The organism is Coprococcus sp. LG101-27 (genome assembly GCF_027695515.1).
Taxonomy (GTDB): Bacteria; Bacillota; Clostridia; order Lachnospirales; family Lachnospiraceae; genus Allocoprococcus; species Allocoprococcus comes.
Genome location: NZ_JAQEUJ010000001.1, coordinates 361,892 through 382,727 on the forward strand (window position 1 = coordinate 361,892; position 20,836 = coordinate 382,727).

Genomic DNA, 20,836 nt, shown 5'->3' on the forward strand with positions numbered 1-20,836 from the left:
TTTTCTCCTTTTAAGGGTGTACAATGAAACATATGCGTTTCATGAGTTACAACTTAAAAGGAGAATTTTTATGCTTCAAATTCAACATATCTGCAAAGAATACCGTACAGGTACGCTGGTACAGAAGGCACTGGATGATGTAAGCCTGAATTTCAGGGACAATGAATTTGTTGCGATCCTGGGACCGAGTGGTTCGGGAAAGACGACGTTTCTTAACATCATCGGTGGACTGGACCGGTACGATAGTGGTGATCTGATCATCAACGGGATTTCTACGAAAAAATATAAAGACAGAGACTGGGATTCCTATCGGAATCATACAATTGGTTTTGTATTTCAGAGTTATAATCTGATTCCACATCAGACGGTGCTTGCCAATGTGGAGCTGGCACTGACTATTTCTGGGATCGGGAAGGAAGAACGGAAAAAGAGAGCGATTGAGGCTCTGAAAAAAGTTGGTCTTGGGGAGCAGTTGCATAAAAAACCGAGCCAGATGTCAGGCGGACAGATGCAGAGGGTGGCAATCGCCCGTGCGCTGGTCAATGATCCGGATATCCTGCTTGCTGATGAGCCGACAGGAGCGCTGGATACGGCGACCAGTGTGCAGGTTATGGAACTTTTAAAAGAAGTGGCAAAAGACCGGCTTGTTGTAATGGTTACACATAACCCAGAGCTTGCTGAAGAATATGCGACCCGTATCGTAACGCTCAAGGATGGAAAGATCCGTTCGGATACGGACGAATTTTATGTCAATGAAGCGGTCATGAAGGAGCCGGAGCATAAGAATATGGGGAAAGCTTCCATGTCATTTCTGACGGCTCTTTCCCTGAGCTTTAATAACTTAAAGACGAAGAAAGCAAGGACTCTTCTGACATCTTTTGCCGGTTCTATTGGAATTATCGGGATTGCACTGATACTGGCACTTTCCAACGGAGTCAATGCCTACATCAAGTCAATTGAAGAAGAGACTCTTTCCGAGTATCCGCTTCAGATCCAGAGTACCGGATTTGATATGACATCGATGATGGTAGGTAATATGGACAGTGATTCGGGCAGTTCGGATAAGAAGGAGACAAAAAAAGACGGGGAAGTCAAGGTTATGCAGATGATGACCAATATGTTTTCCACGATGGATTCCAACGACCTGAAGTCTTTAAAAGAATATCTGGATGGAGGAAAAAGTGGAATTGAGGACTATACCAGTGCCGTTGAATATTCTTATAATATTTCACCAAGAATCTATCGGCAGAACAAGGATGGTTCCATTCGCCAGGTGAATCCGGACAAATCCTTTGAGTCGCTTGGAATCAGCTCTGGCGCAAGTACCAACAGTCTGATGTCATCGATGATGAGTACGAATGTTTTTTATGAAATGCCTAAGACGGAGGGGCTTTATGAGAACCAGTATGATGTGAAGGCGGGACGCTGGCCGCAGAATTATAATGAATGTGTACTGGTGTTGACTTCGGACGGAGGCATGAGTGATTTTCTCCTTTATACTTTGGGACTGCGGGATCAGATGGAACTGGACGAAATGATCCAGGAATTTATCAATGAAGAAGATGTGAACACTCCGGCAAATATCGGAACATATACCTATGAGGATATTATTGGAAAAACTTTTAAACTGGTCAATGTGTCTGACTGCTACGAATATGACAGCCAGTACAAGATCTGGAAGGATAAATCCGATAATAAGGAATATATGAAGAAACTTGTGGATCAGGGCGAAGAACTTAAAATCGTCGGAATCGTACAGGCATCGGAAGATGCAAATGCTTCCGCTCTGACACCGGGGATTGGCTATCCGCAGAGACTTACTGAGCATGTCGCAAAAGAGGCTGCAAAAAGTGAGATTGTAAAGGATCAGCTGAAAAATCCGTCAAAGAATGTATTTACTGGAGAACCGTTCGGGACGACAGAAGAGAAGAATGGACTGGATGCGGACAGCCTGTTTACGGTCGATGAGGATGCACTTCAGAAAGCATTTGGTTCTGATAACAGTGTACTTTCCAGTGGATTTTCCGGTGATATGTTGTCAGCAGATTCCCTGAACCTGGAAAATGCATTCCGGATGGGTGGGGATTCTCTGGATCTGTCCGGGATGATAAATCTGGATCGGATCAGTCTTGACGTGTCCGGTATGCCACAGATGAATCTTGGCGATATGATCGGAAGCCTGAATCTTACCGTAAAACCGGGTGGAATGCAGAAGCTGTCCGAGAGTGTTATGGAAGGTTATCAGGAGTATGTAAAATTCCATCCGGAAGCAGATTATTCAAATCTGGCAAGAGATTTTATGGATTACCTGATGACGGATGAAGCGCAGAAGATCCTGAAAGATAATCTGCAGGAGATCATTGAGAGCACCGGTGGGTTTAAGATTACAACTGATCAGATGCAGGAGCTTGTACAGCGTGTGATGGAAGGATATCAAAAGTATGCTGCGGAAAAAGGATATACAGATCCGGATAAATTTGGAGAATACCTGGCGGAGTATTTACAGACCGAGGAAGCAAAAGAGATTATGAATGCCTGGCAGCAGGAGATTTTTGGAGATACGGTGATAAATATTACTTCTGACCAGCTGAAAAAACTGACAAAAGAACTGGCGAGTAGTTATCCGGCATATGCTGCGGCGAATGGAAAAGCAGATCCGACCAAAATGGGAGATTATTTTCTGAACTACCTTGCTACAGCAGATGGAAAACAGCGTCTGATGAATGGGCTTTCCGAGGTGATCGATATGGATCAGCTGGAGAGCCAGTTAAGTGCGACAATGGGAAGTTACATGGCAAAGGCAATGGGAACTTATACCCGAGCAATTTCGGATGTGCTTGAGACACAGATCACTTCGGCAATGAATCAGATCGTCACTCAGATCACAGAAGAAATCGGGAACGCCATGCAGGCTGCCATGGGAAATGTGGGAACCCAGCTACAGAACATGCTTGGAAGTTCGATGAAGATTGATACCGATGCATTTGCAAAGGCATTTCAGATGAATATGACAGAAGATGATCTGAAAGAGCTGATGACATCCATGACAATGAGCGCGACTGCTTCCTATGACAATAATCTGCAGAAGCTTGGATACGTGGATTTTGCGAACCCGAGTCAGATTTCCATATATCCGATGGATTTTGAGAGCAAGGAAAAAGTGGTGAAAATCCTGGATTCTTATAACAGCCGGATGGAAAAAGAAGGAAAAGAGGAACAGATCATCACTTATACCGATATAGTCGGAACACTGATGTCTTCCGTGACAAATATCGTGGATATCATCAGCTATGTGCTGATTGCGTTTGTGGCGATTTCCCTTGTAGTATCTTCAATTATGATCGGGGTTATCACCTACATCAGTGTACTGGAACGGAAGAAGGAGATTGGAATCCTGCGCGCGATCGGGGCATCTAAGAGAAATGTATCGCAGGTATTTAATGCAGAAACCGTTATCATTGGTCTGTGTGCCGGACTGATCGGAATCGGACTGTCACTGCTGCTTCTGATCCCTGGAAATATGATCATCCATGCGGTGGCAGATAATAACAAAATCAATGCATTTTTACCAGTGCTTCCGGCAATTGTGCTGATTCTTTTGAGTATCGGGCTTACCCTGCTCGGTGGAATTATTCCGTCAAGGAAAGCAGCAAAGAGCGATCCGGTGACAGCGCTTAGGACAGAATAAAAAAGAGAATGAGGGAAAAGGAAAATGGATAAAGAGAAAAATACAGAAGCAGTGAGTGAGGAAAATATTTACTGTCTGAATGGAAGAGTGCCGGTAAAAAAGGCGATTCCGTTCGGACTCCAGCATGTTCTGGCAATGTTTGTGTCGAATCTGGCACCGGTGCTGATCGTGTGCAGTGCGGCATTTGTGAGAGGATCGGAGAATCACTTAAGTCCTGCGGAAATTACGCAGCTTCTGCAGTGTGCGATGTTTGCAGCGGGGATTGGGACCTGTCTGCAGCTTTACCCGGTATGGAAGATTGGCTCCAGGCTTCCGATCGTTATGGGAGTCAGTTTTACCTTTCTTGGCAGTCTGCTGATGATCTGTACCAATCCGGAACTTGGATATGAAGGAATGGTTGGTGCGGTGATCGCCGGAGGTATTTTTGAGGGACTGGTAGGAATGAGTGCCAAATATTGGAAACGGTTCCTGACGCCGGTAGTATCGGCATGTGTGGTGATTGCGATTGGGCTTTCCCTTTTGTCGGTAGGAATGGATTCCTGGGGCGGTGGAAACGGGGCAGAAGATTTTGGGGCGTGGTATCATCTTCTGGTCGGATTTTTCACACTGGTTGTGTGTCTGGCTGCCCGCTATCTGTTAAAAGGTGTATACAAGAACCTGAACGTACTGGTTGGTCTGGTCTGTGGGTATCTTCTGTCCATTGTATTTACTGTGGCGGGGATTGCACCGATGGTCGATTTTTCAGGAATTACAAAGACGATCGAGCAGGTCGGTGTATTCAGCCTTCCAAAGCTTGTATTTTTTACTTCCCATAAACCGGTTTTTGATCTGGGAGCGTTCTTTACTATTGCAATTGTCTTTCTGGTATCGGCAGCAGAGACAACAGGTGCAACTACTGCAGTGTGTACCGGTGCGTTGGGGCGGGATATCAAGATGGAGGAACTGCAGGGGTCTCTTGCTGTGGATGGATTCTCCAGTGCGATTTCAGGATGCTTTGGCTGTCTGCCGCTTACTTCTTTCAGTCAGAATATCGGGCTCGTCACTATGACAGGAGTTATCAATCGTTTTACTATTCTGATGGGGGCTTTGATTTTGATCCTTGCTTCTCTGTTCCCGCCGCTTGGAGCTTTTTTCAATTCGCTTCCGCAGGCGGTACTTGGAGGATGTACGGTTATGATGTTCGGATCGATCATGTATGAAGGGATCAAGATGCTCAAAGAGTGTGTGTTTGATGACAGAACCATGATCATCGTATCACTGGCATTCTGTATTGGTGTTGGACTGACACAGACTTCCGGAAACTTCTTTTCCGCATTTCCGAAGGAGGTAGGAGATATCTTTAATGGAAATGCAGTTGCAGGGGTGTTTGTGGTGTCATTGATCTTAAGTCTCTGCCTTCCGAAGAAAAAAACAACAGATTTGTAAAATGTGATAAAAATAAGTCAATCAGAAGGAAGAGATGAACGAGGATGAGGACAAAAAGAAAGATCGAAGCGCAGGCGTCTGAACAATTATAATCGAAAATTGTTGAGCAAATAAGGGACTGGCGGCACGATAAAAAGTGTCGACAGTTCCTTTTTAGTGTGGAAGTGACCAGTTCCAGAAGCTTGTTCATTATATTGACCAGCGTGGAAGTATTTGCTGCATAGAGCATCGGAATGTTCAGTAAGCTATGATTCCAATTGTAAGAACTAAAAAAGCATGCTATACTTACGGCAGATGAAAAACTGACAGGATAAGACAACAAAGGAGAGGCACATGAATTCTAATTTTGAATATTATAAAGTTTTTTATTATGTGGCGAAGTATGAGAACCTTACAAAGGCATCCAGCGTTCTGAAGACGAGCCAGCCGGCGGTGACGAGAACGATACACAACCTGGAAAATGAACTGGGATGCCGGTTATTTACCAGAAGCAAATCCGGCATGAAGCTGACACCGGAGGGAAGAACCTTTTACAGCTATGTATCGGCAGGGTGTGCCCAGTTTTTTAAAGGGGAAAATGATCTGAGCAATCTGATCAGTCTGGAGAACGGGACAATCTATATCAGTGCGACTGAGACAGCCTTGCACTGCTTCCTGTTCCGGGCAATGGGAGAGTTCAACAGCATTTATCCGAACGTACATTTCAAAATCTTAAATAACAGTACCATGGACTCGGTCAACGCGGTAAAAGAGGGAAAGGTAGATCTTGCATTTGTGTCAACGGATCTGCAGGTAAATAAGCCGCTCAGGATGAAGAAACTGCGGGAATACCATGAGGTGTTGATCGGCGGCAGTCGTTACATAGAATTAAAAGGAAGAAAGATTTCATTGGAGGAGCTTTCGGCTTATCCTTGGATCAGCCTGACTTCGGAGGCACTGACAAGAAAATTCCTGAATAATTATTTTGCAGATCATGGTCTGCAGTTTTTGCCGGATATGGAGCTTGCGACGACAGACCTGATCTTGCCGGCAGTCCGTCACAATCTTGGAATTGGATTTGTCCCGGAAGAATTTGCCGAAGAAGAGAAGAAGGCGGAAAATGTATTTGAAATCGAAGTGGAAGAGAAGCTTCCGACCAGAAATATTATTCTGATCTATGATACTGAGTATCCTCAGAGTATTGCATCGAAGGAGTTTCAGAAGTTTCTGAGCAGTCAGAAGAACTAAAGAAGAAATAGATTTTCAAAGTGGATTGTACAAATCGGTATCCTTTGCAGCCGGGATGTGTATCTGCAAAGAAAAATATAAGGAGAATGCCCCGGAATTTTTTATGTGTGGATCATAAAGTTCCGGAGCATTTTTATATTTGTAAGTATAAAGTTATAAAGTAGAATTTTGGATTAGAAAACGATTGATATTATTTATGCCATTCCCAGTTTCTGATTTCTTCCAGATCCTGTCCGTATTCAGCGATGTACTGCTTGTGCTCAACCAGTTTGTCGTTCATCTTCTGAATCAGGAATGATCCCTTATTGCCAAGCTGTGGCAGATGCATGATTGCATCTTTTACAAGGTTGAAACGGTCGATCTGGTTCTGTACACGCATGTCAAATGGAGTAGTGATTGTACCTTCTTCCTGATATCCATGAACAGAAATGTTGTGGTTGTGACGTTCGTATGTCAGCTCATGAATCAGTGTCGGATATCCGTGGAATGCAAAGATAACCGGTTTATCTTTTGTGAAGATTGCATCGTATTCTGCATCACTTAATCCGTGTGGATGTTTGTGGTCTGATTCCAGTTTGAACAGGTCAACTACATTGACAACGCGGATCTTGAGCTCTGGCATTTCATCACGAAGGATAGTAACAGCAGCCATAACTTCAAGAGTAGGAGTGTCACCGCAGCAAGCCATAACAACATCTGGTTCTTCACCGCAGTCATTACTTGCCCATTCCCAGATACCGATACCCTGTGTACAATGCTTTACAGCCTGTTCCATAGTCAGCCACTGGCAGCTTGGATGTTTAGATGCTACGATTGCATTGACATAGTTCTTACTCTTGATGCAGTGGTCGAAGCATGAGAGTAAGCAGTTTGTATCCGGTGGTAAATACATGCGGACAACGTCTGCCTTTTTATTGGCAATGTGATCCAGAAATCCTGGATCCTGATGTGTAAATCCGTTATGATCCTGTTGCCATACATTAGATGTCAGGATAAAGTTCAGCGAAGCAATCGGCTGTCTCCATGAAAGCTGGTTGCAGACCTTCAGCCATTTTGCATGCTGTGCTGCCATAGAGTCAACGATACGGATGAATGCTTCATAGCTTGCAAAGAATCCATGACGTCCTGTCAGAAGATATCCTTCCAGCCATCCTTCACACATATGTTCACTTAACATACCGTCCATGATACGTCCGTCTCTTGCAAGGCAGTCATCAGTGTCAAGCAAGTCTGCCTGCCAGTCACGTTTCTGCTCTTCAAATACTTTGTACAGACGGTTGGACATACTTTCATCTGGTCCGAAGATACGGAAGTTCTTACTGTCTTCATTTAATTTGAAGATGTCGCGGATGTATCCGCCAAGTTCGATCATATCCTGTGCTTTTGTCTTGCCAGGTTCTACTTCGATTCCGTATGAGCGGAAATCCGGAAGACGAAGGTCTTTCAGAAGAAGTCCGCCATTTGCATGCGGGTTTGCACCAAGACGGGCATCTCCCTTTGGAGCGAGTTCTGCAAGTTCCGGAATCAGACGTCCTTTTTCATCGAAGAGTTCTTCTGCATGGTAGCTTTCCAACCATTCTTTCAGAAGGTCAAGATGTTCTGGTGATTCCATAGAAAGCGGTACCTGATGTGCACGGAAAGATCCTTCAATCTGAAGTCCGTCAACAACCTTTGGTCCTGTCCATCCCTTTGGAGTACGAAGAACGATCATTGGCCAGAACGGACGGGTAGGATCATTGTTTTCACGGGCATTTTTCTGGATTGCTTTGATTTCTTCGATGCAGGCATCCATAGTCTCAGCCATTTTTCTGTGCATAGTCATCGGATCGTCACCTTCTACGAAGTAAGGTTTCCATCCGCAGCCCTTGAAGAAGTTTTCCACTTCCTCATGAGAAATACGTGAGAAAATGGTCGGGTTACTGATCTTGTATCCGTTCAGATGAAGGATTGGAAGAACAGCACCGTCTGTGATCGGGTTCAGGAATTTGTTGGACTGCCATGAAGTAGCAAGCGGCCCTGTTTCAGCTTCACCGTCACCGACAACAACTGTAGCAATAAGATCTGGGTTGTCCAGAACAGCACCAAAGCCGTGAGCAATTGAATATCCAAGTTCTCCACCCTCATTGATAGAACCTGGTGTTTCTGGAGCACAGTGACTCGGAACTCCGCATGGGAATGAGAACTGCTTGAACATTTTCTTCATGCCTTCCTCATCCTGGCTGATGTTCGGATAAACTTCACTATAAGAACCTTCCAGATAAGTGTTGGCGATCAGGAAGTTTCCGCCATGTCCCGGACCGGAAAGAAGAATCATATCCAGATCATAACGTTTGATGACACGGTTGCAGTGTACATAGATGAAGTTTTGTCCAGGTACGGTTCCCCAGTGTCCGACGATTTTTTTCTTGATCTGATCCATGGTCAATGGCTTTTTCAGAAGCGGATTATCAAGAAGGTATAACTGACCGGCTGACAGATAGTTGGCAGCACGCCAGTAGGCATTCATTTTGTTGAGCAGTTCATCAGATAATGGCTGCTTTTCAAGACATAATTTATTGTCTTCCATTTTAGTACCTCTCTCTTTCTCTAATTCATTTTTGTTATTTTTTTAACTGGGTTCATCATATCATGAGTAAAAGATAACGTAAAATAGCAATAATGAATTATATTCATATCAAAATGTTATGGATAGGAAGAGGGGAGTTCCTTAATTTCGTAATAGGTGGTAGACATTGTGAAAAAATTGAAGTATAATTACGAATAGCTGTTTTTATGTAAGATTTTTGAATAAAGCGTTTAAAATGTAATGTTTTGACGGAGAAAAACAGTGTATATAATGTAGATTGACAGTTTTTTAGTGAGGGAGAATTTATTATGAAGACTACTCTGATTATTATGGCAGCAGGAATCGGTTCAAGATTTGGAACAGGAATCAAGCAGCTCGCCAAGATGTCTCCGAATGGGGAGATCATTATGGATTACTCTATTTATGATGCAAAAGAAGCTGGTTTTGACAAGGTTGTATTTATTATCAGAAAAGATATTGAAGAAGAATTCCGTTCTGTAATCGGAAATCGTATCGGAGATCAGATCGAGGTGGAATATGTATATCAGGATCTTGCAGATATTCCAGCTGGTTTTGAAGTTCCGGAGGGACGTACCAAACCTTGGGGAACCGGTCAGGCAGTCCTGTGTTGTAAAGATGTAGTAAAAGAACCGTTTGTGATCATCAATGCAGATGATTATTATGGAAAGGAAGCGTTTAAGCTTCTCCATGATTACTTGATTGCGCACGCAGAGACAGCAGATAAGATGCAGATGGGCATGGCTGGATTTATTCTGAAGAATACGGTCAGTGAGAATGGAACAGTTACCCGTGGCGTATGCGTGGTAGATGAAAATGGAATGCTTGAACAGATTCATGAGACAACCGGAATCAGTATCCAGGCTGACGGGGTTCACTGCGACAGCGAAGAGGTTCAGAAGTGGATCACACCAGATTCTAATGTATCTATGAATATGTGGGCTGGTTATCCGGATTTCATTCAGGTTCTGGATGAGAGATTTGCAGAATTTTTAAAAGATGAAGCAGGAGATCCTTTGAAAAAAGAATATCTTCTTCCAAATATTGTAGGAGATCTTTTAAAAGAAGGAAATGTGGATGTAAAGGTTCTGGAAACACACGATAAATGGATCGGTATTACTTATAAAGAAGATACAGAACTTGCACAGGCCGGATTCAAGAAGATGACAGAGGATGGCGTTTATCCGAAAAAACTGTGGAATTAAATGAATCCCGGAAGTAAAAAAGCAGAAGAGGAAAGAAAAATATGAATGAATTAAAACAGTTAGAGGCACAGAGAGATGATGAGATCGAGATTGATCTTGGCGAGATCTTTCATTTGTTGTTGAATAAATTATGGGTGATTATTCTGTGCTTTATCGTAGGTGGAGTGATTGCGTTTAGTGGGACAAAACTCTTCCTTACTCCGAAATATTCAGCTTCATCGATGATTTATATTTTAACGAAGACAACCAGTGTGACATCTCTTGCAGATATCCAGATGGGATCGCAGCTTACAGCTGATTTTGAAATTTTTGCGACGAGCCGCCCAGTTATAGAAGAGGTGATTGAAAAGTTAAAATTGAAATATTCGTATGATGAGCTTGTGGCAATGATTCAGACAGATAATCAGACTGATACACGAATTTTGCGCTTTACGGTAATTGATGAGAATGCAAAAGAGGCAAAGGCAATTGCAAATGAACTTGCAGAAGTGACAGCAGAACGAGTAGCGTATGTTATGTCTAGTGATAAACCTAAGATTGTGGAGGAAGCGGTGGTACCTAAAAAAGCTTCATCACCGAATACGATGAAAAATACAATAATTGGAGCGTTGGCGGTTGCATTTTTGGCTATAGGAATTATTGTGATTAAATATTTGGTTAACGATACAGTCCAGAATGAAGATGATATTAAAAAATATCTTGGACTTCATATGCTTGCAGCGATTCCGACAGAAAAGAGGGAATCGATTTGAAAGACAGGACAAGAAAGATTATTGTTGCGGTGTTGCTTGTGATAGCAGTCTGCTGTGCAGGTTATCTGATTTGGTATTACGCCACGGCGGCAAAGACGAAGCAGTCGTATGATGATGCAAAAAAGCTGGCAACGGAAAATGTGACACCGTCAAAAGCAGATAGTGATGACGGAGAGCAGACAAAGCCGGAGATACCGATTGATTTTGCATCCCTTCAGGAAAAAAACCCGGATATTTACGCATGGATTAAGATTGATGGAACAACCGTTGATTATCCGGTTTGCCAGAATAATGAGGATGATAATTATTATCTATCTCATACCTGGGAACGCGTAGAAGCGGCGGATGGTGCTATTTTTACACAGGCATGCAACAGTAAGAATTTTACAGATTTCAATACGGTTATTTACGGACATCAGATGGGTGAGGGTGTAGATACCATGTTTCATACACTGGATCGTTATCTGGAAGAAGGATATATTGAAAAATATCCAAATGTGATCATTTATACACCAGATCATGTTCTGACTTACCGGATTTTCGCGGCAGTTATTTATGATGACCGTCATCTGATCAACTCTTTCAATTATGTAATGGATGACCAGAGACAGGCTTTCCTGGATTCACTTCAGGATTCCAGAGACCTGAGAAGCCGTTACAGTGATATCGAAAGCGTAGGAACAGAAGACCGGATCCTGTCGCTCAGTACCTGTGTGACGGGAGAATCAAACCATAGACTTCTTGTGGAGGCGGTTCTGACAAATGAAGAATAGAAATCTGGTAATCGTGATACTTGCAATTATCTGCGCAGGGCTGTTGGCAGGTGTCGTTTATACGGTTACAAAAGGGAAAAGCGGTACGCAGAAAAAACAGGAGGCATCGGCAGAAGCGGGTGCAGACGAAACGGAATCACAGTCCGGAATCATCGAAGAAGACGGAAAGAAATACAAACTCAACCCGGATATCAAGACCGTTCTGTTCATGGGTGTTGACAAGAAAGAAAAAGCAGATCTTGGTAATAACCCGGGAGAAAACGGACAGAGCGACAGCCTGAATCTTCTGGTCCTTAATAAAGAAGAGAAGACGGCACAGATCATTCAGATTTCCAGAGATTCTATGGTGGGAATCGATATTTATGATGTGACAGGTAACAGGCTGATGACGGAAAATGGGCAGATCGCACTTCAGTACGCATATGGGGACGGGGCAGAAGAGAGCTGCCGTCTGACATCTGAGAAGGTATCAGAACTTATGTATGGCGTGAATGTAGATTCTTATTTTTCACTGACGCTGGAGGGGCTGGTTGCAGCAACCGATGCGGTTGGAGGAATTACTCTTACCGTGCCAGAAGATTATACAGCTGTTGATCCTGCATTTGAAAAAGGTGCAGAAGTTACTCTTAATGGGGAACTTGCTGAAAAATATGTCCGTAAAAGAGATATTGAAGTCCTTGACAGTAACAATCAGCGCATGGAACGTCAGTCACAGTTTATGGATGCTCTGATCGAGAAGATGCAGAGTATTCAAAGCGAAACAGAGTATCTTTCTCTGTACCAGAAATTGGAGGATTATATGACAACAAACATGACTGCGGATGAGATGGAAGAGCTGACAGATTATAAGATTGCAGAGGACACCGTGAAAGTTCCGGGTGAGATTATTGAGAAAGACGGACATGCGCAGTATCTGGTAGACAATAAAGAATTAAAAAAAATAATATTAAAAATATTTTACAAAATAATGTAATTGTAGTATAGTATAGCTTGATATAGCGAATATCAAATAAACTATGTGAGGAGGTCAAAGAAAATGAAGTCAAGAATCTTAAAGACAGTTGGTCTTATTGCAGCTATGGTATCCTGCATCGGAATGACGGCATTTGCAGCACCAAGCCCGGCAGCTTCTACAGTTGTTACAGCTGTAAGCAGCGCAACAGATACAGATGGTAATGCAGTGAATGTTTCTATCACATCTGAGATCCCGGCAGAATACACACAGGCAGTTGCAGACATTAAGACTGAAGCAAAATTGAAAGAAGTAATTGGGAGCGATTTTAATGTGAATATGACAGTTGCTGATGTTAAGGAAGTTACAGCGCCGGAAGGAGCTAAATTCCCACTTAAGATCACATTCGTAATGAAAGGCGTAACAGCTTCTTCTAAAGTTCAGATTCTGCATTACAATAGATCAGCATCAGCTTGGGAGAAGATTGATACAACTGTTGCAGATGGAACAGTAACAGGTACATTTAGTTCACTGTCACCGGTTGCATTTGTTGTTGACAAGACAACTCTTACATCCGCTACAGGAACAGCTACTTCACCGGCTACAAGCGCAACAGCTGTATCAGCAGTTGCAGTACTTGGACTGGCAGCAGTAGCAGTAGCATTCGGTCTTAAAAAGAAAGCTGTTAGATAATACAAACATATGTTGAAAACGCTTCTTTGTGGCGGGAGTCACCGTGAGGGGCGTTTTCTTTTTGACAGGAGAGATACGTTTTGATGTTGGTAGATATTCATTGTCATATTCTTCCGGGAGTAGATGATGGAGCACCGGATATGGAGACTTCCAGAGCAATGATACGGGATGCCTATGAGCAGGGAGTACGTTATATCATTGCGACTCCGCATTACAGACCGGAGATGTTTGAGCCTTCCATGAAAAAGGTGATCCGAGTATACCATGAACTTCGCGATTATGCTGAAGAAGTTGGAATTGGACTGAGGCTTGGCTGCGAGTATTACCGGAATGAGCAGATGATCCGGCATCTTGATAAGAAGCTTCGGCCGACGATGCTTGGAAGCAGATATGTTTTGACAGAGTTTTCAACCAATGACAGTTTTGTCACGGTCCGTAATTACATTTATGAGCTGATCACCAAGGGATATCGACCGATCGTTGCACATGTTGAAAGGTATTTTTGCTGTCAGGAACCGGAGAGAATCCAGGAACTGAAAAAACTTGGAGCACAGATCCAGATAAATGCAGATTCCGTATTGGGATATGAAGGACATACGATTAAAAAGTTCTGTGCCGGCCTGATGAAAGATGATCTTGTGGATTTTATAGGATCAGATGCACACAATCTGGAGGGGCGGAAGATGAACCTCGGGAAGTGTGCCACTTACGTCAGAAAAAAGATGGGACAGGATTATGCGGAAGAGATTTTTGTAGATAATCCAAGACGGATATGGAAGAGCAGATAAAGAGATTCAGATAGCCCCGCGTGGGGAAGAAAGCAGGTGTTTTGTTGAAAAAGGTTAATTTATCGATTGAAAAGAAAAGCTACGGGGTGCGTGAAGCAATCCGGACATTGCGTACCAATCTGCAGTTTTGCGGAGATGATAAAAGAGTCATTCTTGTAACAAGCTGTGTGCCGAGAGAGGGGAAAAGCTCTGTTTCTGTTGCGCTGGCAGAATCAATTGCAGACATGGGAAAATCTGTTATTCTTGTTGATGCGGATATCAGGAATTCTGTTATGGCATCGAAACTTCAGATTACCGGTGCAGATAAAGGGCTGTCACACTTCCTCTCCGGACAGTGTGTGCTTGCAGATGTGATTATGGCGACAAATATTCCGAAATTTCATATTCTTCTTTCCGGACCGGAGGCTCCGAATCCGACAGAGCTTCTGGAATCCAAACGTTTTACCGGTATGCTGGAGTCCATGAAGAATGTCTATGATTATATTATCATTGACTGTCCGCCGCTTGGTCTTGTTATTGATGCGGCAATCATCGGACATCAGAGTGATGGCGCGATCATTGTTGTCGAAGCAGGTAAGACCAAATACCGTCTGGTGCAGAATGTAAAAGACCAGCTGGAAAATTCGGGAGTGTCCGTTCTTGGCGTTGTCCTTAACAAGGTAGAGCGTAAGAACCAGAAGGGATATTATAACAAATATTATGGCTCACAGAAGTATGAGGGTTATTATGGACATAATGAAGAAACAAAAAATGCATAAAAGTGAAAATAACACTTGCAATTGTTAAAAGTTTCTGTTAAAATAACTATTGTTGTGAGTCTGCAAGATTTGTAAGCGGACATTTCAGATCGTTAGGAGGTGCAATCATGGCTAAATGTGCTATTTGTGAAAAGGGTGCTCATTTCGGAAATAACGTAAGTCACTCTCATAGAAGATCATCTAAGATGTGGAAATCTAACGTAAAATCCGTTAGAGTTAAAACGGAAAACGGCGGAACACAGAAAATGTACGTATGTACAAGCTGCCTGAAATCCGGACGCGTTGAAAGAGCTTAATCTGAGCGGAATGATGAGAACCGAAGCTTTTAAGCTTCGGTTTTTTGCGTATACGATGAGACAAATACGGAATTGTCCAGATTTGTGCTCGCACAAAAATCTGATTGGATCTGTATTTGGCGAATGTACGACAGTGAACTGTTAAGTGAGCTGCCGTATAATCAGGCAGGTGTCAGCATGCCTGATTATCGGGCTGCATTGGTTGTAAAAGCATTGGAAATAGAGTATAATATTTTCAACGTTTAAAAATAGATTTATTGATATGAATTTTGAGAATTGGAGGATGGCATATGAAGGGAAGTATGAGTACTGATTTAGGAATCATCACGATCGATCCGGAAGTGATCGCAAAATATGCAGGATCTGTAGCAGTTGAATGTTTTGGAATTGTCGGTATGGCAGCTGTCAGCATGAAAGATGGTCTGGTAAAACTTTTGAAAAAAGAAAGCCTTACAAAGGGAATCCAGGTCGGAATCTCTGATGAGAATAAGATTACACTTAATTTTCATGTGGTCGTAGCTTACGGAGTAAGTATTTCAGCAGTAACAGACAATCTGATCAGCAACGTGAAGTATAAAGTTGAAGAATTTACAGGTATGAGCGTCGATAAGATCAACATCTATATCGAAGGCGTCCGCGTGATCGATTAATTAAGGAGGAACTTGTTGTGGCAACAAAGAGTATCGATGTAGAACTGCTTGCGAAGATGTTTCTTGCAGGCGCACAGAATATAGAAGCAAAAAAGGAATATATCAATGAACTGAACGTGTTCCCTGTACCGGATGGTGATACAGGAACCAATATGTCTATGACAATTATGGCGGCAGCAAAAGAAGTAACTGCACTGGAAGGCATGGATATGGCTTCTCTTGCGAAGGCAATTTCATCCGGTTCTCTCCGTGGTGCAAGAGGTAACTCCGGTGTTATTCTTTCTCAGCTGCTTCGTGGATTCACAAAATCCATCAAGACGGAAAGTGAAATTGATGTACCTGCACTTGCAAGAGCAGCTGTACGTGCAAAAGAGACAGCATATAAGGCTGTTATGAAGCCGAAGGAAGGTACGATTCTTACCGTTGCAAAAGGAGTGGCTGAAAAGGCTCAGACACTTGCAGAGGAGACAGATGATCTGGAAGAATTTCTCCCGAAGCTGATTGAAGAGGCAGAGACTGTTCTGGCAAAGACTCCGGATATGCTTCCTGTATTAAAGGAGGCAGGTGTTGTAGATTCCGGCGGACAGGGACTTCTGGAGGTGCTGCGTGGGGCATATGATGCATTCCTCGACAAAGAGATTGACTATAGTGCACTTGCACCGGCTTCTCCGGCTGTTAATGCAACAAAGGTTGAAAATGAGAGTACAGTGGATATCAAATTTGGTTACTGTACCGAATTTATTATTCTCCTGGACAAAGAATTTACAGAAAAGGATGAAGTAGAATTTAAGGCTTATCTGGAATCCATTGGGGATTCTATCGTATGTGTAGCTGATGAAGACGTTGTTAAGATTCATGTTCATACGAATGATCCGGGACTTGCAATCCAGAAAGCACTTACTTATGGACAGTTATCCCGTATGAAGATTGATAATATGCGTGAAGAGCATCAGGAAAAGCTGATCAAAGATGCAGAAAAGCTTGCAGCAGCCCAGAAAGAGAAAGAAAAAGCCAAAGAGCCACGTAAAAAGGTCGGATTTATTGCTGTTTCGATCGGAGAAGGATTAAATGAAATCTTCAAAGAACTTGGCGTGGACTACATTATCGAAGGTGGTCAGACCATGAACCCGAGTACGGAGGATATGTTGACAGCGATCGATCATGTAAATGCAGACTATATTTACATTCTTCCGAATAATAAGAATATCGTAATGGCTGCAAATCAGGCGCGTGATCTGACAGAAGACAAGGATATTATCGTAATTCCGACAAAGACCGTTCCGCAGGGAATCACAGCAGTTCTGAATTACAATGCAGAAGAAGATGTGGATACAAATGAAGAGACGATGCTGGAAGCGATCAAATGTGTAAAGACAGGTCAGGTGACTTATGCTGTCCGTGATACCCACATCGATGATAAAGAAATCCATGAAGGTGATATCATGGGAATTGGTGATGCAGGTATCCTTGCAGTTGGTAAGTCTGTCGATGGTACTACAAAGGACATGCTGGCACAGCTGGTAAATGATGATTCTGAACTGATCAGTCTCTATTATGGAGAAGAAGTTTCCGAAGAAGAAGCAGAAAAGCTGACAGCAGAGATTGAAGAATTATATCCGGATATGGACGTAGATGCACACATGGGCGGACAGCCGATTTATTACTATGTGTTGGCGGTAGAATAGACTTATGAATGAGCAGTCAGAAATCCGTAATCTGAAAGGAATCGGGGCAAAAACCGAGGAACTGTTTCACAAGATGGGAATTTTTACCATCGGCGATCTGCTCCGTTATTATCCCAGAGGATATGATGTATATGAAGAGCCGGTAAGCGTAGGAGAGCTGGAAGAAGGAAAGATCAGCACGGTAAAAGGTGTGATATACGGAAGAGTACAGGTTGGAGGAGGAAAGCGTATGCAGATTACGACAGCATACGTAAAAGATCTGACTGGTACTTTGAAGGTGATCTGGTTTCGTATGCCATTTCTGCGTAATACATTGAAGCAGGGAATGCCAGTTATCATAAGAGGACGGGTAGTTTCAAAAAAGGATCAGCTGATTATGGAGCATCCAGAGTTATTTTCACCACCGGATAGTTACGATAAAAAGTGTGGAACTCTTCAGCCAATTTATCCGTTAACTGCCGGTATGACGAACAATGCGGTAGCAAAAGCGGTTAAAGGTGCGATGGAATATCTGGATCTCGTCTCTGATGATCTACCGAAAGATCTGCGCCTTCGATATCATCTGGCTGAGTATAACTATGCGATCCGCGGGATACATTTTCCACTGGATAAGGCAGAATTTTACCATGCAAGAGAGAGACTTGTATTTGAAGAATTTTTAGTTTTCGCGCTTGCTCTTCGCAGGACGAGGGAGCGAAATGAGCGTGCCGAAAATGGATTTGTGATAAAAAGGCGGTCGGAAATCGACCGCTTTCTTGCAAATCTGCCATATGAACTGACCGGAGCACAGAAGAGAGTCTGGGAACAGATCCAGGAGGAGATGTGCGGAAAGCTAGTGATGTCACGCCTGATCCAGGGGGATGTTGGCTCTGGTAAGACAATAGTAGCGCTTCTGGCTCTTCTTCTGGCGGCACTGAACGGTTATCAGGGCGCAATGATGGCTCCGACAGAAGTTCTGGCCAAGCAGCATTACGAATCAGTCATAGAGATGCTGGAAAAGTATCAGATTCCGGTGAAAACCGAGCTCTTGACCGGGTCGATGACAGCAAAGGAAAAAAGGGAAGCTTATCAGAGGATTGCTGCGGGAGAAGTGCAGATTGTTCTGGGAACCCATGCACTGATCCAGGAGAAGGTGGAATACCAGAATCTGGCACTTGTTGTTACCGATGAACAGCACCGATTTGGTGTCCGTCAGAGAGAGGCACTTGCCGGGAAAGGACAAATTCCTCATATTCTTGTAATGAGTGCGACACCGATTCCTCGAACACTGGCAATCATTTTATATGGAGATCTGGATATTTCGGTGATTGATGAACTTCCGGCAAACCGTCTGCCAATCAAGAACTGTGTGGTGGATACCAGTTACCGACCGACTGCTTACCGCTTTATGCAGAAGCAGGTCGCCGAAGGAAGACAGTGCTATGTGATTTGTCCGATGGTAGAAGAGAGCGAGGCAATGGATGCAGAGAATGTTCTTGACTATGCGCAGCTTCTGCAAAGTGAGATGGGTGACAAGATCCGGATCGCTGCGCTTCATGGGCGGATGAAACAGGCAGAAAAAGACGAGATCATGGGAGCATTTGCAAAGAATGAGATCCAGGTCCTGGTGTCGACAACAGTTATTGAGGTTGGTATCAATGTGCCGAATGCTACGGTGATCATGGTGGAGAATGCTGAGCGTTTTGGGCTGGCACAGCTTCATCAGCTCCGCGGGCGTGTAGGACGTGGCAGACACCAGTCCTATTGTATTTTTATGAGTGGTTCGAAGACGAAAGAGACAAAAAAACGACTTGAGATCCTGAACAAATCCAATGATGGATTTTTTATTGCGAATGAAGATCTGAAGCTTCGGGGACCAGGAGATCTTTTTGGAATCCGGCAAAGCGGATTAATGGATTTCCGGATCGGAGATGTGTTCCAGGATTCGGAGCTTCTGAAAAAAGCAGGAGAAGCATCGGGGGAAATCCTGAGGGAAGATCCACTGTTAGAAGGCGAAAAATATAAACTGCTTGGTGAAAAGCTTGCGGCATACATTTCGGGAAACAATCTGGAAACGACGTTGTAGATAAAAAGATAGTGGGCAAATTGTTCTGCCCACTATCTTTTTATTCATAAAACCAGTAAATAATAAATTTGTTAAGGGATGCTTCTTCACTGTATGAATAAGAAACCTGCCAAAGTCCATATAGCTCACCCAGGTATCCTGCACCTTCTTCCATGAGGGTTTCGTGCATTTCATCCACGACCTCCTGATAGACTGCATCATCTGACATTTTAAATATCGTATAAGCCTCCTGGCTCTCAATCGATCTGTCGATCACTTCTCGCAGCATACCAGGCTCATAGGTATCATAATACATGCCGTTCAGCTGATAATAGTTCAGATTTTCAGACTGACATGATGGATATACATAGTCCGTGCTGATCATATGTGTTTTTTCTAGCTCTTTTTCACTGCAGCAGAGATAATCGTAAGCAATCAGGTTCGGTATCTGATAGCCATTATCTTCGCCGAGAAAAATCGGATCTCCCCAGGTTGCATCTACATAATAATATTGACCATTGCACTGAACAATATTCCATGCATGGTCTGCGATGCCTCCATTTGGATCTGTAGTCTGTCCGGTTACATAGATACAGTAAATACCCAGTTGTTGCAGCAGATACTGGCAGCTTTTTGCATAGCCGGCACAAACCGATCTTTTTCCGACAAGAGCACTGTAAATATTCTGGTTATCCGGTGCATCAAGATCATAATCTACGTTATCTATGAGATAGGTGTAAATGTATTTTATCTTTTCGTATTCATCTGAAAGGTCTGAAATGCCAGAAAGACAGGAGGTTCTTGCCGATTCAATCTCCTGATTCCGTTGTTCTTTTTCTTCTCCCTCATAAAGATAATTGGGCTCTATTACTACATATCGGCTCTGTCCTTCGGACTGAGAATATTCTGTGGAAGTCGCATTTCCATCACACCAGAAAATTTCCGGTCTGTCATTTAACACATTCTGAAATACTTCATTTGCAGTATTCGCGTTGCTGCAATGCAGATAAATTTCTTTTTTATTTTCCTGGATACCCTGAAGAATTTCCCGGTAAACCGTTTGCTCTTCATCAGAAAGCTGTTCATAGTAGAATTCTCCGGTAACCTCTGCATCCGTAATTTTTTCCTGTTCATAAGGAACTTCTTCCGGCGCGGAACTCTCTGCTTTCGGAGTGGCTGACATTTGTCTGCCGATCAGGATTCCTCCGGATATAAGACAGAGACAGCCAAGTCCCAAAAGAATGAACGAAAAAAATTTCCCTGTTTGATGCATCTTTTTTCGCATAATCTATTTAATTCCTCCAAATACTCATCTG

At 43.2% G+C, this 20,836-nt stretch carries 17 protein-coding genes; 15 read left to right on the forward strand and 2 right to left on the reverse strand.

Going from position 1 to position 20,836, the window contains the following annotated elements:
• Nucleotides 1-70: 70 nt before the first annotated feature.
• The 3 genes from PG766_RS01785 (at nucleotide 71) to PG766_RS01795 (ending at nucleotide 6,340) form a co-directional block, all read left to right on the forward strand.
• Nucleotides 71-3,688 carry an ABC transporter ATP-binding protein/permease gene (locus PG766_RS01785; protein WP_118198329.1) on the forward strand — a complete coding sequence of 1,206 codons (3,618 nt, stop codon included), beginning with the start codon at nucleotides 71-73 and terminating at the stop codon, nucleotides 3,686-3,688.
• Nucleotides 3,689-3,712: 24 nt separating this feature from the next.
• Entirely contained in the window at nucleotides 3,713-5,113 is a 1,401-nt protein-coding gene (locus PG766_RS01790; RefSeq protein WP_118198328.1) for a uracil-xanthine permease family protein, read from the forward strand.
• Between the two features lie 333 nt (nucleotides 5,114-5,446).
• Entirely contained in the window at nucleotides 5,447-6,340 is an 894-nt protein-coding gene (locus PG766_RS01795; protein ID WP_055157867.1) for a LysR family transcriptional regulator, read from the forward strand.
• A gap of 190 nt (nucleotides 6,341-6,530) precedes the next feature.
• Here PG766_RS01795 and PG766_RS01800 read toward each other — a convergent pair whose 3' ends face one another.
• Nucleotides 6,531-8,906, reverse strand: a complete 2,376-nt coding sequence (locus PG766_RS01800; protein WP_117823593.1) for a phosphoketolase family protein — start codon at nucleotides 8,904-8,906, stop codon at nucleotides 6,531-6,533.
• Between the two features lie 308 nt (nucleotides 8,907-9,214).
• Between PG766_RS01800 and PG766_RS01805 the strand changes: the two genes are divergently transcribed.
• The 12 genes from PG766_RS01805 to recG all read left to right on the forward strand — a co-directional run bounded on the left by PG766_RS01805 (nucleotide 9,215) and on the right by recG (nucleotide 19,541).
• The gene (locus PG766_RS01805; RefSeq protein WP_118198327.1) at nucleotides 9,215-10,129 is read left to right on the forward strand and encodes a nucleotidyltransferase family protein; all 915 of its coding nucleotides are present in this window, start codon (nucleotides 9,215-9,217) and stop codon (nucleotides 10,127-10,129) included.
• A gap of 41 nt (nucleotides 10,130-10,170) precedes the next feature.
• Entirely contained in the window at nucleotides 10,171-10,881 is a 711-nt protein-coding gene (locus PG766_RS01810; protein WP_270590314.1) for a YveK family protein, read from the forward strand.
• A complete protein-coding gene (locus PG766_RS01815) occupies nucleotides 10,878-11,654 on the forward strand; it encodes a class B sortase (RefSeq protein ID WP_118198325.1) in 777 nt (258 codons plus the stop codon). Before PG766_RS01810 ends, PG766_RS01815 begins: the two co-directional genes overlap by 4 nt.
• Nucleotides 11,644-12,627 (forward strand): LCP family protein, encoded by a 984-nt coding sequence (locus PG766_RS01820; RefSeq protein ID WP_118198324.1) that lies wholly within the window; start codon nucleotides 11,644-11,646, stop codon nucleotides 12,625-12,627. The genes PG766_RS01815 and PG766_RS01820 overlap by 11 nt, the downstream gene beginning before the upstream one ends.
• A gap of 63 nt (nucleotides 12,628-12,690) precedes the next feature.
• The gene (locus tag PG766_RS01825) at nucleotides 12,691-13,299 is read left to right on the forward strand and encodes a hypothetical protein (RefSeq protein ID WP_270590315.1); all 609 of its coding nucleotides are present in this window, start codon (nucleotides 12,691-12,693) and stop codon (nucleotides 13,297-13,299) included.
• Nucleotides 13,300-13,382: 83 nt separating this feature from the next.
• Complete coding sequence (locus PG766_RS01830) at nucleotides 13,383-14,087, forward strand: CpsB/CapC family capsule biosynthesis tyrosine phosphatase (protein WP_117558305.1); 705 nt, start codon at nucleotides 13,383-13,385, stop codon at nucleotides 14,085-14,087.
• A 44-nt stretch (nucleotides 14,088-14,131) separates the two neighbouring features.
• A complete protein-coding gene (locus PG766_RS01835; RefSeq protein ID WP_022219989.1) occupies nucleotides 14,132-14,845 on the forward strand; it encodes a CpsD/CapB family tyrosine-protein kinase in 714 nt (237 codons plus the stop codon).
• Nucleotides 14,846-14,952: 107 nt separating this feature from the next.
• The gene (gene rpmB, locus PG766_RS01840; protein ID WP_022219990.1) at nucleotides 14,953-15,141 is read left to right on the forward strand and encodes a 50S ribosomal protein L28; all 189 of its coding nucleotides are present in this window, start codon (nucleotides 14,953-14,955) and stop codon (nucleotides 15,139-15,141) included.
• Nucleotides 15,142-15,264: 123 nt separating this feature from the next.
• Nucleotides 15,265-15,387 (forward strand): hypothetical protein, encoded by a 123-nt coding sequence (locus PG766_RS01845; RefSeq protein WP_264472185.1) that lies wholly within the window; start codon nucleotides 15,265-15,267, stop codon nucleotides 15,385-15,387.
• Nucleotides 15,388-15,431: 44 nt separating this feature from the next.
• Entirely contained in the window at nucleotides 15,432-15,791 is a 360-nt protein-coding gene (locus PG766_RS01850) for an Asp23/Gls24 family envelope stress response protein (protein ID WP_008375262.1), read from the forward strand.
• Nucleotides 15,792-15,808: 17 nt separating this feature from the next.
• Nucleotides 15,809-17,476: a DAK2 domain-containing protein gene (locus tag PG766_RS01855; RefSeq protein WP_118198323.1), complete on the forward strand. Its 1,668-nt coding sequence runs from the start codon at nucleotides 15,809-15,811 to the stop codon at nucleotides 17,474-17,476.
• 4 nt (nucleotides 17,477-17,480) lie between these two features.
• Nucleotides 17,481-19,541 (forward strand): ATP-dependent DNA helicase RecG, encoded by a 2,061-nt coding sequence (gene recG, locus PG766_RS01860; protein ID WP_270590318.1) that lies wholly within the window; start codon nucleotides 17,481-17,483, stop codon nucleotides 19,539-19,541.
• 40 nt (nucleotides 19,542-19,581) lie between these two features.
• Here the strand turns inward: recG and PG766_RS01865 are convergent, their stop codons facing one another.
• Nucleotides 19,582-20,805, reverse strand: coding sequence for a transglutaminase domain-containing protein (locus tag PG766_RS01865; RefSeq protein WP_270590319.1), 1,224 nt, complete (start codon nucleotides 20,803-20,805; stop codon nucleotides 19,582-19,584).
• Nucleotides 20,806-20,836 lie beyond the last annotated feature (31 nt).

Bases quoted from the DNA above. Each gene is read 5' to 3' on its own strand.
- PG766_RS01845 (WP_264472185.1), top strand. From the start codon at position 15,265: ATGTACGACAGTGAACTGTTAAGTGAGCTGCCGTATAATCAGGCAGGT.
- PG766_RS01865 (WP_270590319.1), bottom strand. From the start codon at position 20,805: ATGCGAAAAAAGATGCATCAAACAGGGAAATTTTTTTCGTTCATTCTT.
- PG766_RS01830 (WP_117558305.1), top strand. From the start codon at position 13,383: ATGTTGGTAGATATTCATTGTCATATTCTTCCGGGAGTAGATGATGGA.
- PG766_RS01790 (WP_118198328.1), top strand. From the start codon at position 3,713: ATGGATAAAGAGAAAAATACAGAAGCAGTGAGTGAGGAAAATATTTAC.
- PG766_RS01795 (WP_055157867.1), top strand. From the start codon at position 5,447: ATGAATTCTAATTTTGAATATTATAAAGTTTTTTATTATGTGGCGAAG.
- PG766_RS01810 (WP_270590314.1), top strand. From the start codon at position 10,171: ATGAATGAATTAAAACAGTTAGAGGCACAGAGAGATGATGAGATCGAG.
- recG (WP_270590318.1), top strand. From the start codon at position 17,481: ATGAATGAGCAGTCAGAAATCCGTAATCTGAAAGGAATCGGGGCAAAA.
- PG766_RS01820 (WP_118198324.1), top strand. From the start codon at position 11,644: ATGAAGAATAGAAATCTGGTAATCGTGATACTTGCAATTATCTGCGCA.
- PG766_RS01825 (WP_270590315.1), top strand. From the start codon at position 12,691: ATGAAGTCAAGAATCTTAAAGACAGTTGGTCTTATTGCAGCTATGGTA.
- rpmB (WP_022219990.1), top strand. From the start codon at position 14,953: ATGGCTAAATGTGCTATTTGTGAAAAGGGTGCTCATTTCGGAAATAAC.
- PG766_RS01850 (WP_008375262.1), top strand. From the start codon at position 15,432: ATGAAGGGAAGTATGAGTACTGATTTAGGAATCATCACGATCGATCCG.
- PG766_RS01805 (WP_118198327.1), top strand. From the start codon at position 9,215: ATGAAGACTACTCTGATTATTATGGCAGCAGGAATCGGTTCAAGATTT.
- PG766_RS01800 (WP_117823593.1), bottom strand. From the start codon at position 8,906: ATGGAAGACAATAAATTATGTCTTGAAAAGCAGCCATTATCTGATGAA.
- PG766_RS01785 (WP_118198329.1), top strand. From the start codon at position 71: ATGCTTCAAATTCAACATATCTGCAAAGAATACCGTACAGGTACGCTG.